We start from the raw sequence: 15521 nt of genomic DNA, 5'->3' as shown, positions 1-15521 counted from the left end.
AGGAACCTTAAAATTCAACTCTGTAATGAATATTACGTGTGTTTAGTAGATGATAGAAAAACTTATATTAGGAGGATATCACAATGAATAAGATTAGCATGGTAAAAAAGGGTGCTGCTGTCGCTCTAACCCTTGCGTTAACCATTCCTGCCGTCACACCAGTGTTTGCTGCAGGTAATAGTCAAGTCAAGATTGACTCTGTTAAATTTAATGGAATGCCTGCCCCAACTACTATCGATAAAATGGTAGAAACGTATACAAGCGCTACTGTTGATGTTAAATACAGCAATGGAAAAGTTAAAACGTTCCCGCTATCATACAAACGACTTTTTAAATCAGAAGATAAAATCGCTATGAACAACGGTGAATTAATTCCAGCAGGAACTCCGATTGATTATTACGGAGATCCGATCATGGATACTAGTGTTCCTGGAAAATCAACACCATTTGTTTCAGATGCACCGGATTCAAACAGCTTACTAAAACCGATTAACGGAAAGATTTATATGGTTACACATTATGAATATCAGACATTAGATGCGGCTGGTAATTCTGCCTATGGAATCGTTCCTGCTTCCATGTCTTTAACGACTTTAGACCAAGATAAGAAGACTGGTGAATTGAAAGCTGAAGCGGTTAAGAAAATTGATTTTTCAGATGTGAATGGACTTTGGATTCCTTGTAATGGTTCCCTCTCCCCATGGAATACTCATTTAGGGTCGGAAGAGTATGAGCCGGACGCACGCAACTATGAATTTGATGCGAAGTCATCGGCAAGAACTTCCGTTGAAAGCTTTTCACAGCTTTACTTTGGTGATAAATTAAAAGCAAATCCTTATTTCTATGGCTACGTTCCAGAAATCCAAGTGAAGAAAAACGGTAAAGTAAAAGTAGAAAAACATTACAGTCTGGGCCGCTTCTCTCATGAATTAATGAAAATGATGCCTGACAATCGTACAGCCTACTTTGGTGATGACGGCGGAAATACAGGTATGTTCATGTATGTAGCCGATAAAGCAAAAGATTTATCAGCTGGTACATTATACGCTGCTAAATTCGTCCAAACTGGGACTGAAAATGGCGGTTCAGGAAATTTAGAATGGGTTAAGCTAGGACATGCCAATGATAAGGAAATTCAAGCGATCATTGAGAGCGATATTAAATTCAGTGACATCTTTGAAACGTCTGATACAGCTCAACCAGGTTTTAAAGCGATTAAACAATATTCCTACGGAAAAACAGAATATGTAAAACTTAAGCCTGGTATGGAAAAAGCGGCAGCATTTCTTGAATCACGTCGGTATGCAGCGTACCTTGGTGCTACTACAGAATTCAACAAAATGGAAGGTGTAACATATAACGCCAAAGATAACAAGGTGTATATCGCTATTTCCGACCAAAGCGGCAGCATGGAAAAAGACACCACAGGAACTGCACCTTCGGATGATATTCAATTGCCAAAAATTAAGTCCGGTGTAACTTATCAATTAGACTTAAAGAGCGCCCAAAAAGATAACAGCGGTCGCGGGATTCTGAGTAAATATGTAGCTACAACGATGTCAGGTTTACTTGCAGGTGAAGACCTTGCAACGGCTGATGCATACGGTAATACAGCAAATGTAGATAAAGTAGCTAGTCCTGACAACTTAAGCTACTCTGAAGAAATGAAAACCTTATTTATTGGCGAAGATAGCAGTAAGCATACGAATAACTATGTATGGGCTTATAATGTCGATACGAAAGAGTTAACACGCATTTTATCGAACCCAGCAGGAGCGGAATCTACTGGATTGTTCGCGGCTGATGATCGTAATGGTTTCTCTTATATTATGAGTAACTTCCAACATCCTGGTGATGAATTAGACGCTAAAGCTATTACTGCCGTTAATAAAGAAGAGTTAAAGAACGCAATGGAAAAAGAAATTGGTATTAATAAAACTGGCGGTGTGGGTTATATCTCTGGACTTCCGTCATTTACGAATATGCCAGATTTCACTGCTCCCGCTGCTCCAACGATTAACCAAGTAACGGATCAATCCACATCAGTTACTGGAAAAGCAGAAGCGAATGCGACGGCTAAGCTTTATGTAAATGGAAAATATCAAAAGAGTACCACTGTTGATAAAAATGGTAATTATAAATTTGTAATTGCTAAGCAACGTGCCGCAACAGAAATGAAGGTTACAGTGACAGATGAAGCTGGAAACGTAAGCACTGCAAAGAGTATAAAAGTTGTCGATAAGACAGCGCCCGCTAAACCTTCTGTAAATAAAGTAACCTATAAATCTACTATTGTTACAGGAAAATCAGAGATTGGCTCAACCGTCTATGTTTATAATGGAAAAAAATATGTAAGCAAAGCAGTTGTAGATGCAAAGGGAAATTACAAAGTAAAAATTAAAATGCAGAAAAAACATACAACCTTAACGATATTTGTTCTCGATAAGGCAGGTAATAAAAGCACTACTGTTACCATTAAAGTGAATTAGAAATTAACAAACAAGTTAGGTGTCAGGCACCATGTGAAATTTTTCACATGGTGCCTGACACCCTTTTTTTATCTTAAGGATATCTTAAGGAACGGACAAGATAATAGGCACATCAAATAAATCATTTTCCTGCTGGATGAGGGGTAATTACAGCGGGGAGTAAAGGAGTAGAGATTGTTGAAGAAAGTGATTTGGATACTTGTGAGTGTTTTGGTTATTGGATTTGTCGGGTTTCAGTATTATAAATCGAAAACGGTGAGTACGGAGGCAGCAGCTCAAACTCGGACAGCTGTAGTCCAACAAGGAAAGCTGGAAGTGAAGATTAGTGGTTCAGGTACGGTTGAACCTGTAACAAGTGAAGATATTAAAGCAACAGATGATAATAATGAAATCGATGAAGTGTTGGTTTCAGCAGGGGACAAAGTAAGTGAAGGAGATGAATTAATTACCTTCACGGATGATAGTGATCCAATTACAGCTCCTGCTGACGGGACGATTACCACGGTTTCTGTTTTAGAAGGAGAACGCGTAACGAATGGTCAGGTGGTCGCCCATCTAACCGACTACAAGGATCTACAAACTGTAGTTGCAGTGGATGAGCTAGATATTACAAAAATTAAAAAGAAGCAGACGGTCAGCTTAACTGTAAGTGCGTATCCTGACACTACTTATACAGGAAAGGTAACGGCGATTGCTGCTGAAGGCACATCTGCAAACGGAACATCGACTTTTGATGTCACCATTCACATTGATAAACCAACGAACTTAAAAGTCGGGATGAGTACGGAAGCTAGTATTTTAACCCAAAGTAAGGAAAATGCTCTTTATGTTCCTGTCGATGGGGTTTATATAAACAATAATGAGAAATATGTGATTGTGACTGCGGCTTCGACAGATTCAAGTTCCGATGTATCGGCACCATCGGCAGGCACAAGCCAGCAAAAGACGGTTAAAACAGGAATTTCTACGGATGAGTATGTAGAACTAACAGAAGGAGTAACCGCGGGCGAAACGATTCAACTGCCGGAACTGGCTACAAGCAGCTCGTCTAACAGCCAAGGCGGTATGATGAGAGGCAACATGGGCGGAATGGGCGGTATGACCGGCGGCGTGCCTCCGGGTGGAAATGGACAAGGAGCGCCAAGCGGAAGGGGTGGCAATTAATGAGTAAGCCGATTATTCAAATTAAAAATATGATGAAAACCTATAAGCTTGGCGGAGAAATAGTTCATGCTCTTAATGATGTGTCATTAGAAATTCAAAAGGGTGAATTTCTAGCCATCATTGGTCCGTCTGGGTCAGGGAAATCCACCTTAATGAACATGCTAGGCTGCCTGGATCGGCCGAATAAAGGGACATATCACCTTGATGGCAGAGATATTGGGAAAATGGATGAAAATAGTTTAGCGACGATTCGGAATCGAAAAATCGGGTTTATTTTTCAAAACTTTAACTTATTAGGTAAGCTTTCCGCACTTGAAAATGTGGAATTGCCTTTGTTATATGCCGGGGTACCAACTCGTGAAAGACAGGAGCGGGCATTAGACGGATTGGATAAGGTCGGCTTGAAGGATCGCGCTGGCCACCTGCCCACTCAGCTTTCTGGAGGGCAGCAGCAGCGGGTGGCGATTGCGAGAGCCCTGGTTGGCCAGCCCTCGATTCTCCTCGCCGATGAACCAACCGGTGCCCTTGATAGTAAAACAAGCAAAGAGATCCTCCTATTAATGAAGGAATTGAATGAATTAGGCCATACGATTATTTTAATCACACATGACCTGGAAATCGCAAAACAAGCCAAAAGAATGGTCAGTATTCAAGACGGCCAACTTTATGAGAATGGAGGTGTCCTCCTTGGGAATGCTGCAATCCATTAAAATGGCTATAAAGAGTATCAGAAGCAATAAACTTCGGGCGGTTCTGACGATGCTCGGGATCATTATTGGTGTTTCGTCAGTCATCGTCCTAGTTTCGATTGCCCAAGGGTCAGCGAAAAACGTCACAAGTCAAATCAATCAATTAGGGACCAACCTTTTGACGGTAAATACCTATAGTACCGATATTGATTTAACAGAGGATAAAATTAGTCAGTTAGGTGAGATCGATGGTGTGAAAGCTGTTGCACCGGTTGTTTCAGGTCGTGTCTATGTGAAAAAGGAGCGGACGTCCTCTCAGATTACCTTAACAGGAACAAATGCGGCCTATTCATCAGTACGTGATGCGAAGGTCACTCAAGGACGCTTTATTACCGATTTAGATGTCGAGTACCGCCAAAAGATTGCCGTCCTCGGTTCGGAAACAGCAAACACCTTTTTCGGCACAGAGAATCCGATTGGACAGTACATTCAGGTGTCAGGCACCTCGTTCAAAGTAGTAGGAATACTAGCTTTGAAAGGAAGCTCACTCGGTCAGAGCGGGGATAATGTAGTCATTGCCCCGTTGAGCACGGGTCAGCGTTTAGTCGGCAGCACGACGATTAGCACGGTTTATTTGCAGGGCAAAAGCGAGGATCAGATGGATTTCGTGATGAACGAGGTTAAAATGGCACTCGCTAGTATGTATCCTGGGAAAAGTGACTATTATGGTGTAACCAATCAGCAGGATGTGATGGACACGATGAGTTCTGTGTCTGACACCATGACCATGATGCTAGGCGGAATCGCGAGTATTTCCTTACTTGTCGGCGGGATTGGCATCATGAATATCATGCTTGTGTCGGTGTCAGAACGGACGAAGGAAATCGGGATTAGAAAAGCGATTGGAGCCAAACGACGAGATGTGCTCTTACAATTTTTAATTGAGGCCGTTGTACTAAGTTCGATGGGTGGCTTGATTGGAATTCTGTTTGGATTAGGGGTAGGAAAAATGGTCTCATCTCTGATGAGCTTAAGTATCGCCTTCTCACCAACCGTCATTCTATCATCGTTCCTATTCTCGCTCGTCGTAGGTGTGGTCTTCGGGGTATTCCCGGCCAATAAAGCATCTAAATTAAATCCTATTCAGGCACTTCGCTATCAGTAGGGTTTCAGACAGAATAGAGCACGCTTTACACGAAATAGTCAAATCAAATCTTAATAATGAGGAGAATGTATATGAAGAAAACAAGAAAGGCACACTTATGGATTGGTTTAATCTGCTCGATTTTTATCTTAATCGAGTCGGTTACGGGGTTATTGATGAATGAGCCATGGTTAATCGGCCAGACACAAATGGAAGGAAATAGAGGCAATTTCCAGCCAGAGCAGTTTAATCGAGGAGCCATGCAGCAAGGAACAACGACTAATTCAGGCCAAACCCAAGGCACAGCTCAAGATCAATCCCAAGCTCAAGCACCAAATGGAGCAAACTCAAACGGTCAACCTGGCCAACCTGCAGCAACTAACCAATTTCCAGGTCGCCCAGGGGCTGGCGGTGAAGGTGGATCGACTTCTATCACAGGCATCATTAGAGGACTTCACGAAGGAAAAATCGGCACAACCAATGTAAAATGGCTGGTAGACCTAGTGGCTATCGCATTGATCTTCTTAACCGGTTCAGGCATATACCTTTCAATGAAAGTCCTCAAAGCCGACAAAAAAAGAAGAAAACGAAATGCTGAGGGGCAAGTGGCGTAAAACGGAGTACAGTTAAGTTAGGGTGTCAGGCACCATGTGAAAAAATTCACATGGTGCCTGACACCCTTTTTCAATGAAGGGCGCCTGCGCTTTTCTTGCAATTTCATAAATTATGTTGTTTTTTCGACAAAATGTTATAATAGTGAAAGTAATTGAAATTCTAGCTAAGGGGAAATGAATATGATTCTCGTCGTTGGCGGAGCAGGCTATATTGGTAGCCATCTTGTGAAGGAATTAGTAGAAACAGAAGAAGTGGTTGTTCTTGATAATTTAACGACCGGTCACCGAGCGGCAGTGGACAGCCGGGCAGTCTTTGTTGAAGGTGATTTAGGTAATGAAGAAGATTTACAAATGATCTTCAAAAGTTACCCAATCAAGGCGGTCATGCACTTTGCAGCCTTTAGCTTGGTCGGGGAGTCTGTTGTTGATCCGTTGAAATATTATGAGAACAACGTGGCTGCTACTCTTACCTTGTTAAAAGTCATGATTAAAAACAATATTAAAAACTTTATTTTCTCTTCAACAGCTGCTACCTATGGAATTCCAGATGTAGAGTTGATTGATGAAACTACTCCAACTAGACCGATTAATCCTTATGGACATTCCAAACTGATGATTGAACAAATCCTGTCAGATTTCTCGAAATCCTATGGATTAAACTATGTGATTCTGCGATACTTCAATGCAGCAGGTGCCCATGCATCAGCAGTAATCGGCGAGAGCCATGACCCAGAGACTCATTTAATTCCGATTGTCCTTCAACAACTGTTAGGGCAGCGAGAAAAGATAGCTGTTTTCGGATCAGATTATGATACCGCTGACGGTACATGTATTCGAGATTATATCCATGTCACTGATTTAGCAAGTGCGCATATCCTTGCCCTTGAGGCGTTACTGGCTGGGAAGAAGTCAACTGAGATTTATAACCTTGGCAACGGTCTAGGTTATTCGGTGAAAGAAGTTATTGAAACATGTGAAAAAGTAACAGGTATAGAGGCGAACGTCGAAATGGCCGACCGCCGTGCCGGAGACCCAGCCATGCTTGTTGCTTCCTCCCAAAAGATTCATTCCGAACTTGGCTGGAAGGCTGAACGGAACTTAGAAAGAATTATTGAGGATGCCTGGAAATGGCACCAGCAGCAACAGTATTAAAATTGGTGCCTGACACCAACACCATAACTCTATTAAAAAACACTGGCCTCCAAAACTTTCGGGCCAGTGTTTTCTTTATTCAGCTAACAATACTGACCTCGCAGCCATTACCCATTGAAGTGTCAGAGTATAAATATCCGTAAAAAACCATGCTAATAACCAAATATACATAAAGAGTAACTCTCTCCTAGTGGGAGTAACCCTTTATTTTGTAATGAGATTATTTCTTCTTTAAACTTACTAACTCCATGACGGTTATTCCGTCGCGTACCGTTTTCACCTGCCCGATATTTTTCGCATAGTAGTAGATATACCCGGAATCTTCCTTTACCTCGATACAGTTTTTAAACGTCCCAGCTGGCGTTTTCACCGTCTTTTTTAAGGAGGTAATCCGAGCTTGTCCTTCTCCCTCATAGCCGATATCCCATTTCAGGCCGACCTTCGCTGGATATTTGATATCGATATAATATTCGGAGTCAATATACCCGGTATAGAGTCCTTTCCTGTCTTCGCCGACAATGAATTTTTGCTTATCAGAAGAAGTGGCGTAGTACCAAATATCCCAAGAATCATATTTTTTTCCTGTCGGGATTAATTGGTAGCTTCCTTCCGTCCCTTTATAGGTATAGACTTTGGTCTTATCGATCAAGAAGCTGGCCCGTTTGGTAATAAACTTCAAATACTTTGTGGACACATACGCTTTTTTAGACTTGTATTTAATTTGCGACCAGCCCGATTTGGTTTTCGAATAAACTGTTACTTTGGTGCCTTTTTTGAGGACGCCTTTTTTCTTGGAATGCGTCGTAGGCTTTTCACGTACATTTAGCGCTTTCGTATTTACGGTTGCAGAAGATGTAGAGGCTGCGTAGGAAACCGTTTGAAAAGGTATGAGGATCGTTAGGAACAGTGTTAGTGCAATCAATACTTTTATGAATTTTTTCAGAATAATCCCTCCATTTCTATCTTAATTGTATGGAAGGGAGTTCTATTAATAAATGAATATAAATACAAAAATATAGACAATATCCGTGCTTGTCCGTGTTCGAAATTTGTAGATTTATAGGGGATGTGCATTTTTGTTAAAGTATTTTTCGTTCATAAGTTTCAAGGTTTAGACTTAATTGCTCATTTACCTGTCCGTCGAACTTAGGTATGATTTTCATAGGTACATATTGAAGGGCTGTGAAAGGTTTGAAATTATTCTATAAAAATTATCGATTTACCCTTATCTTGCTAACTGCTATTATCGTGGGCGGGGCGGCAGGTTTGATATTTGGACCAAAGGCTGCACTTGTTAAGCCGTTTGGGGATTTATTCTTAAATTTAATGTTCATGATGATCGTCCCATTAGTGTTTTTCAGCATTGCTTCTGCGATTGCCAATATGAATGGGATGAAACGGCTTGGAAAAATCATGGGCAGTATTTTGGTTGTGTTCTTAGTAACAGCTTCAGTGGCAGCGATTTTGGGCTTAACAGGCGCCTCCATCATTCATCCGATTGAACATGCCGATATCGCTTCGATTAAAGCGGTAATGAGCCAAACATCTTTTGAGAATAATCCTGAGAAATTGTCGTTTCTTGACCATCTCGTTGCCACCTTTACGGTAGGAGATTTCAATTTATTGTTATCAAGAAGTAATATGCTGCAATTGATTGTCTTTTCGCTGCTATTTGGGATTTCCACTGCGATGGTTGGGGAAAAAGCAAAACCTGTGGCTAACTTTTTATCGGCTGCAACGGCAGTCATGATGAAGATGGTCAGTATTATTATGTACTATGCACCGATTGGACTAGGCTGTTATTTTGCTACGGTGATTGGTGAACTTGGGCCGCAAATTCTAGAGGGGTATGCCCGCTCCTTTGTATTATATCTGATACTTGCCGTGATTTATTATTTCGGATTCTTCACCCTGTATGCCTTTATTGCCGGGGGCAAGGACGGTGTGAAGGTTTTTTGGAAACATGCGATTACACCATCGGTTACAGCGATTGCCACTTGCTCAAGTGCTGCATGTATTCCGGTCAACTTGGCCACCGTTCGAAAGATGGGGGTGCCAAAGGATATCGCCGAAACGATTATTCCGCTTGGTGCGAATACGCATAAGGATGGATCCGTGTTTGGCGGTGTGCTGAAAATCGTCTTCTTATTTGCGTTGTTCGGGAAGGATTTAACGAGTATCCCGAATATTTTAAGCATCTTAGCGGTTGCCTTTTTAGTCGGTGCGGTGATGGGGGCGATTCCTGGCGGCGGGATGATTGGTGAGATGCTAATTATCAGTGTGTATGGCTTCCCGCCAGAAACCTTGCCCATTATCGCCGTAATCAGTACGATCATTGATGCCCCGGCGACACTGCTCAACTCCACCGGAAACACCGTGTGTGCAATGCTCGTCACACGCTTAGTCGAAGGGAAGAACTGGTTGAACAAAGCCTTTAAAAGCGAAGAACTTGGTGCCTGACACCATCAAATGATGAAAAAATGCTGCGAGAATGATTGGGTTCTTGCAGTATTTTTTTTGTTTCTTATGGCGCAAATGTTAATTGATGGCTAACATTTCTTAGGGTAAGATTAGGTGATATAAGGAGAAACAAAGGATGGTTTTTATGAAGAGGACGGTAAAGGATATTTTATATATTTTACTAGGGGCGCTCATTTTTGCCTTAGGGGTCAATTATTTTACGATTCCCAATCATCTTTCAGAAGGCGGCATTTTAGGGATTACGATTATTGCCCACTATTTGTTTGACTGGTCACCAGGTGTCGTAAATTTTGTCTTGAATGTGGCGCTGTTAGCGGTGGGGTATAAATTTTTTGAAAAAAGAACCTTTATATATACGCTAATTTCGATTGCAGCCTGCTCGTTGTGTTTGTATGTAACGGAGGATGCTGGGCATCGACTGACCGAGGATACATTTTTGGCATCGATCTTTGCTGGTTTGCTGGTTGGAGTAGGGTTGGGGCTGATTTTCCGGACGGGAGGAACATCGGGAGGATCAACGATTTTAGCAAGACTGACCAACCAATTGCTAGGCTGGAGCATTGGCAAGGGGATGCTGATTATTGACATTGTAGTCGTAGTGGGATCGATTTTCATTATTGGCTTAGAAAAAGGAATGTATACGCTGTTGATTGTGTTTATCGGGGCAAAAGCGATTGATTTCATTGTTGAGGGATTGGATGAAAAGGTAGCCGTACTGATTATTTCGAATACGCCTGAGCAGGTGTTGACCAATATTACGAGTCGAATGTCCCGAGGGTTAACGGTGCTAGACGGGCGCGGCGGCTACACAGGGCAGAACAGAGAAGTCCTCTACATCGTCATCAATAAGCAGGAAATCGTCCAGCTGAAAAGTATAATAAAAGAAACAGACAAGAACGCCTACGTCACCGTCCACAATGTCCACGAGATGATCGGGCATGGATATAAGGCGAGTTAAGTTTAAGTTTAATTTTAAGTTTAAGTTGGTGCCTGACACCCAAATTGGTGTCAGGCACCATTTTTATCTTTTTGATACACTTACACGCCCTGAGAAGAAGGTGGCGCCGCCGCCCATATCGGCGATTCGGTCGGGAGTAAGTGCGTTTACTAGCTGTTTCGCGTCGGCATTGGCTGTATCGGCCCAAAGACCTTGCGTCACCACGACTCCTGGCAGGACTTGCTCACCCACAGAAACCTTCAATTCACATTCACCGCGCTGGTTCCAGATTCGAACCATATCGCCATCTTCAATTCCCTCCGATAAAGCATCAAGATGATTCATATAGACTTTCGGCTCTTTTTCCAATGTCATATGTTTTTGATTGTTGGAAAAGGTAGAGTTTAAGAAATTATGATTTGGGCCCGGAACAAATTGGTATCGGTGGTCCCCATTGTCCTCTAAAGGTATGTAAGTTGGCAATGGGGGATACCCATCCTTTTTCATCTTCTCAGAAAATAATTCAATTTTTCCACTAAGGGTTGGCAGTTTGCCAGGAAATATCGGTTTTACCTTGGCCTTCATGAATGTTTGTTCCACTAATGATTCATAGCTAATCCCGTTTAAATAAGGGTTGCGTGGATTATCCAAGGCTTGTGCAATCATCACCGCTTCCGTTTCCTGAAAGAGTGGTTCCGTGAAATCCATCCCCTCGGCAAGCAATCGGAACACCTCAACATTGGATTTTGACTCAGCAAATGGTTCAATGATCGGCTGCTGCAACTGAATGTAGTGATGCCAATACGATGTGTACATGTCAGTGTTTTCAAAAGAGGATGTTGCCGGTAAAACGATATCCGCATATTTGGCTGTTTCGGTTAAAAATAAATCATGGACCACCGTAAATAAATCTTCGCGCGCTAGACCTTTTCTGACTTTATTTGTATTAGGTGCTACCACGGCAGGATTTGAGCCGTACACATAAAGTGACTTCACTGGCGGTTCTAGAGCAAGTAACGTGTCACCGAGAAGGTTCATATTGATCACGCGAGTCTGTTTATTTTTCAATAGATCCGGTCGTTGCAAGTGCACGGTATTCGGTGCCAGATAGGCCGAATTTCCTTTGATTGCGCCGCCGCCTTTGACAAGCCATTGGCCTGTAAGGGCGGGAAGGCAGGAGATTGTCCGGACGAACATGCCGCCATTGTCATGATGCTGGGGACCATTACCGATGCGAATAAACGCAGGTGATGTTTCACCGTACAAGCGGGCCAGTTTGTATATATCCTCTACTGGGACACCTGTGATCGCAGAAACGGTAATTGGGTCATATTGGATGACATGCTCACGCAGTTCCTCGTGCCCGATTGTATACTTTTCTAAAAAGTCTTGGTTGACCAGGTTTTCAGCAAATAGAATGTGCATCATTCCCAAAGCGAGGGCACTGTCCGTGCCAGGCAAAATCGGAATAAACCAATCTGCTAATCTGCCAGTTTGATTTTTGAGAACATCAATAACGATGATTTTAGCCCCGTGTTGTTTCCGGGCTTTTTGAGCAAGGGCGACTTGATGCATGTTGGTGCTCGCCGCATTAATTCCCCAAAAAATGAAGAGCTTTGAATCAATTGTATCTTCCGGGTCAATGCCGATGCTGCCGCCCATGGTGTACTTATAGCCTTCTGAGCCTGCTGCGGAACAAATGGTTTGATCTAATCGGGAAGCCCCGAGTCGATGGAAGAAACGGCGGTCCATTCCCTCGGCATTAAGCCGGCCCATATTTCCGTAAAAACTGTAGGGAAGGATGCTTTCCGGTCCGTTAGATTCTATTAAATTGCTCCACCGGGAGGTAATGGTCTCAATCGCTTCTGTCCAGCTGATTCGCTCGAACTTGCCTTCACCTTTAAGACCTGTGCGTTTTAGCGGGTATTTCAAGCGATTTTCATCATAAATCCGTTCTGCCATATTTCGGACTTTGTTGCAAATATGTCCTTTGGTGACCGGATGTTCGGGGTCACCCTCCACTTTAATAATCCTCCCATTTTCCTTATGTAGAAGTAACCCACACTGATCCGGACAATCAAGTGGGCAAACCCCATGAAAAATACCTTCCCGTTCCTGAATAAAAGAACTCATAGCCCTATCCATCTCCTTTCGTGTTTGGTGTAGGTGTTTGGTGTAAGTGTTGGTGTAGAGCTTGGTGTCAGGCACCGCTCGGAGTTTGGTGTCAGGCACCGCTCGTGGACAGCTGTCCCTCTGGGTGAGACAGACCCTCGCGTGTTAAATGCTAATTTCTAATATTGCTACTATCATAACATCAAATTCTTGGATATGAACAAATATGGTATGCTATTTTTAGTGGCCATCGAGAGGCGGGGATTGGTTTATGAAGAAATGGAGAATGCTTGGAGTGGCGATTATGCTGGTATCACTAATGGCGGCATGTGCCCAAGAGATACCTCACACCAACACATCCAAAGATAATGTCATCGTTTTAGATAAAGAAACAATCAAAGGATTTGAAAAGGGGATTCTGGTGGGAACGCCGCTGCGATTAGATAAAAAAATCCACTTAGCAGATGTCGAAAAAGTTTGGGGCAAATATGAAGAAATGCATGATCACGAAGATATCCATACCTATGTCTATACGATAAAAAATCGACGGGTCGTAATTGATGAAGATGAATTAAAAACACTTTACATGTTTCACGTCGAGATTGGAATCACCAGAGAAGAGATTTTAGCGAAAATGGGGAACCCGACAAAAGGGAAAAAGACAGGGAAAACGCTTGTGTATCAAAAAAAGGATTACCGGGTCACCTTCGGATCTATTGATGATAAAACGTGGAATTTAATCTTGTATAAGGTACCACAAGATCATTAAGCCTATTTTATTTAGGAGAATACAAAAAATGAAATGGGCCACATTGAGAAGTTCCATTCAATGTGACCACATTCATAGAATACTTAAACTAAGGGTTCGAATTCGCTGTTACTGACCAAGTTGTTTTATTTGATCAAGGATGTTGCTTATTTCTTGGACACTTTGAAAAATTTCTGTGTTTTTAAGGGTAGAAGGGTCGAGTAACCCGTTATGGATATTTTTTAAATATAGATCTATGCAAGCAGTTAATTTGTTGTTTTGGTCAACAAGTTGCTGATGTAAGTCGGCTGCTATTTCCGGTGCTTGAAGTTTATTGAATGAATTGATTTCTTGTTTCATTTCTTGAAGCATCGTTTGCAGTTTTTTTGTGGCCTGCTGATCGCTTACGGCTTGTTGCGCAATAGATGGAGCATCATTTGCAAAAGCTGTCGCTTTATTTAGATAGTCCGATGCATCATTTACATAGGAGAGAGTATCCTTCGCCTCATTTAGCATGGAGCAGCCACTCAGGATAAAAAGAATCGCCGCGGCTAAACCTAATACCTTCATTTTCATGTAGAAACCTCCGTTTTATCAGATTTTGTGTGGGAAGAGTATGCAGAGTTAGGACCCGAACGTGATACTAAGTAAATCTACGTCCGTAAATAATCTAATCATTATCATATGGTTTGAGATTTATTTCGTTGCTGATGCATAAGCAGTTTAGGAAGCTAATATCAATAAAAATAGTAAGTACTTTGATTCGTTAGAAATTCCGCTTACTTCTAAAAGCATCCCTTAACCCATTCTTTCTAAAAGTGTAAAATCCTAAACGGGTGTCAGGCACCATCGTATTGTTTTTAGTGAAAAGTACAGAATAGTAAGCACCCTAGAGTCTCGTCTCACGTAGGATATTTTTGAGATAAAATGGGGGAGGTTTTACTATGTATCCGTACACGAATTATTACGATGCTTTATATAGGCAAAATAATAAATTGATTAGAGAAGTGGAAAAAGCGATTCATGGTGAGTACAACGCTATCCATTGTTATAGCAAATTAGCAAAATTGGCTTCCAATGAGAAGGAGAAAGGTCAAATCCTTGAAATACGCCAAGATGAAATAAAACACCATAAACAATTTGAACACATTTATACTCAGCTAACCGGACGAAAGCCACAACAATCAAAGCTCAGCGAGGAATGTCCTGATGTTTACCTAAATGGACTAGAATTTGCCTTGCAAGACGAGCAACTCACGGTGGATTTTTACCTGGAAGTCGCTGATGGTACTTCGGATCCAACTATAAAAGAAGTATTTCGGAGAGCGGCCGCCGATGAGCAAAATCATGCAGTCTGGTTTTTGTACTATTATGCTAAAAATAAGTAAAATTGGTATGGTTAACGGTCAAAAAACCACCCTTGTCACTGATGGCAAGGGTGGTTTTGAGTGTGCGTATTAGTGGTTATTAATCCCCGCCGCTGTCTCCACTGGAATCCCCGCCAGAATCCCCGCCAGAATCCCCGCCAGAATCGGTATCGCCATTATCATTCGAGTAGTCTGAATCATTGTGATAATCATTTACATAATCATTGCTATCAGATCCTTTTGGTCCTTTTCCAATGCTTGGAAAGATAAAAAAGGCCGCGATTATAGCTAAGGTTCCAAAGAACTCCTGCACTCCAAAAATAAGATAAACCCCATAGATGAGAAGCAATCCACCCAACAGCCATTGAATGATTCTTACCGCGTTCAGAGACAACCACCCCCAAATAAAAAGTAAGAAAAATAAAGCCATACAAAATAAATATTACATTTTAGGTCTTTTTATACATCTTTTATGGTGTTATGGTGATAAATGGTGTCAGGCACCACCTGTGGACATCTGTCTTTACTGGGTGGACAAAAGGTGCGGTGCTGAATGTTATCTGGGATATCGTGAATTTTGGTGTGTTGTGCAGGATTTTGGGAAGTGGTGTCGAATCAATGTGT

14 protein-coding genes are annotated in these 15521 nt (G+C 42.0%); 10 read left to right on the top strand and 4 right to left on the bottom strand.

Features of this window, described 5'->3' with window-relative positions; all coding sequences use genetic code 11:
* Positions 1-83 precede the first annotated feature (83 nt).
* From COJ96_RS17360 to galE, 6 genes are all read left to right on the top strand, one after another.
* Positions 84-2489: an Ig-like domain-containing protein gene (locus tag COJ96_RS17360; RefSeq protein ID WP_142333016.1), complete on the top strand. Its 2406-nt coding sequence runs from the start codon at positions 84-86 to the stop codon at positions 2487-2489.
* 186 nt (positions 2490-2675) lie between these two features.
* Positions 2676-3653: a biotin/lipoyl-containing protein gene (locus tag COJ96_RS17355; RefSeq protein ID WP_257148549.1), complete on the top strand. Its 978-nt coding sequence runs from the start codon at positions 2676-2678 to the stop codon at positions 3651-3653.
* Entirely contained in the window at positions 3653-4363 is a 711-nt protein-coding gene (locus COJ96_RS17350) for an ABC transporter ATP-binding protein (RefSeq protein ID WP_098575069.1), read from the top strand. Before COJ96_RS17355 ends, COJ96_RS17350 begins: the two co-directional genes overlap by 1 nt.
* Entirely contained in the window at positions 4341-5507 is a 1167-nt protein-coding gene (locus tag COJ96_RS17345; RefSeq protein ID WP_098575068.1) for an ABC transporter permease, read from the top strand. The genes COJ96_RS17350 and COJ96_RS17345 overlap by 23 nt, the downstream gene beginning before the upstream one ends.
* Before the next feature lie 71 nt (positions 5508-5578).
* On the top strand, positions 5579-6100 hold the full coding sequence (locus tag COJ96_RS17340) for a PepSY-associated TM helix domain-containing protein (RefSeq protein ID WP_098575067.1): 522 nt from the start codon (positions 5579-5581) through the stop codon (positions 6098-6100).
* Between the two features lie 180 nt (positions 6101-6280).
* Entirely contained in the window at positions 6281-7252 is a 972-nt protein-coding gene (gene galE, locus COJ96_RS17335) for a UDP-glucose 4-epimerase GalE (RefSeq protein WP_098575066.1), read from the top strand.
* Between the two features lie 220 nt (positions 7253-7472).
* Here the strand turns inward: galE and COJ96_RS17330 are convergent, their stop codons facing one another.
* On the bottom strand, positions 7473-8174 hold the full coding sequence (locus COJ96_RS17330) for an SH3 domain-containing protein (RefSeq protein WP_180230159.1): 702 nt from the start codon (positions 8172-8174) through the stop codon (positions 7473-7475).
* Between the two features lie 269 nt (positions 8175-8443).
* On the opposite strand from COJ96_RS17330, the gene COJ96_RS17325 reads away from it, so the two are divergent.
* The gene (locus tag COJ96_RS17325; RefSeq protein ID WP_098575090.1) at positions 8444-9712 is read left to right on the top strand and encodes a dicarboxylate/amino acid:cation symporter; all 1269 of its coding nucleotides are present in this window, start codon (positions 8444-8446) and stop codon (positions 9710-9712) included.
* Between the two features lie 145 nt (positions 9713-9857).
* Positions 9858-10691 (top strand): YitT family protein, encoded by an 834-nt coding sequence (locus COJ96_RS17320; RefSeq protein WP_098575089.1) that lies wholly within the window; start codon positions 9858-9860, stop codon positions 10689-10691.
* Between the two features lie 63 nt (positions 10692-10754).
* On the opposite strand, the gene COJ96_RS17315 is transcribed toward COJ96_RS17320, so the two are convergent.
* Positions 10755-12803 (bottom strand): molybdopterin oxidoreductase family protein, encoded by a 2049-nt coding sequence (locus tag COJ96_RS17315; protein WP_098575064.1) that lies wholly within the window; start codon positions 12801-12803, stop codon positions 10755-10757.
* Between the two features lie 250 nt (positions 12804-13053).
* Between COJ96_RS17315 and COJ96_RS17310 the strand changes: the two genes are divergently transcribed.
* Positions 13054-13551 (top strand): hypothetical protein, encoded by a 498-nt coding sequence (locus COJ96_RS17310; protein WP_098575063.1) that lies wholly within the window; start codon positions 13054-13056, stop codon positions 13549-13551.
* A gap of 108 nt (positions 13552-13659) precedes the next feature.
* Here COJ96_RS17310 and COJ96_RS17305 read toward each other — a convergent pair whose 3' ends face one another.
* Positions 13660-14106: a DUF6376 family protein gene (locus COJ96_RS17305; RefSeq protein WP_257148547.1), complete on the bottom strand. Its 447-nt coding sequence runs from the start codon at positions 14104-14106 to the stop codon at positions 13660-13662.
* A gap of 368 nt (positions 14107-14474) precedes the next feature.
* Between COJ96_RS17305 and COJ96_RS17300 the strand changes: the two genes are divergently transcribed.
* A complete protein-coding gene (locus COJ96_RS17300) occupies positions 14475-14918 on the top strand; it encodes a ferritin-like domain-containing protein (RefSeq protein WP_098575062.1) in 444 nt (147 codons plus the stop codon).
* A 79-nt stretch (positions 14919-14997) separates the two neighbouring features.
* Here COJ96_RS17300 and COJ96_RS17295 read toward each other — a convergent pair whose 3' ends face one another.
* Positions 14998-15291: a hypothetical protein gene (locus tag COJ96_RS17295; protein WP_098575061.1), complete on the bottom strand. Its 294-nt coding sequence runs from the start codon at positions 15289-15291 to the stop codon at positions 14998-15000.
* Positions 15292-15521 lie beyond the last annotated feature (230 nt).

Source organism: Bacillus sp. AFS073361 (assembly GCF_002567005.1).
Lineage (GTDB): Bacteria > Bacillota > Bacilli > Bacillales > Cytobacillaceae > Neobacillus.
This window is presented reverse-complemented; position numbering and strand designations above follow the sequence as displayed.

Bases quoted from the DNA above. Each gene is read 5' to 3' on its own strand.
- COJ96_RS17350 (WP_098575069.1), top strand. From the start codon at position 3,653: ATGAGTAAGCCGATTATTCAAATTAAAAATATGATGAAAACCTATAAG.
- galE (WP_098575066.1), top strand. From the start codon at position 6,281: ATGATTCTCGTCGTTGGCGGAGCAGGCTATATTGGTAGCCATCTTGTG.
- COJ96_RS17320 (WP_098575089.1), top strand. From the start codon at position 9,858: ATGAAGAGGACGGTAAAGGATATTTTATATATTTTACTAGGGGCGCTC.
- COJ96_RS17340 (WP_098575067.1), top strand. From the start codon at position 5,579: ATGAAGAAAACAAGAAAGGCACACTTATGGATTGGTTTAATCTGCTCG.
- COJ96_RS17315 (WP_098575064.1), bottom strand. From the start codon at position 12,803: ATGAGTTCTTTTATTCAGGAACGGGAAGGTATTTTTCATGGGGTTTGC.
- COJ96_RS17310 (WP_098575063.1), top strand. From the start codon at position 13,054: ATGAAGAAATGGAGAATGCTTGGAGTGGCGATTATGCTGGTATCACTA.
- COJ96_RS17305 (WP_257148547.1), bottom strand. From the start codon at position 14,106: ATGAAAATGAAGGTATTAGGTTTAGCCGCGGCGATTCTTTTTATCCTG.
- COJ96_RS17360 (WP_142333016.1), top strand. From the start codon at position 84: ATGAATAAGATTAGCATGGTAAAAAAGGGTGCTGCTGTCGCTCTAACC.
- COJ96_RS17300 (WP_098575062.1), top strand. From the start codon at position 14,475: ATGTATCCGTACACGAATTATTACGATGCTTTATATAGGCAAAATAAT.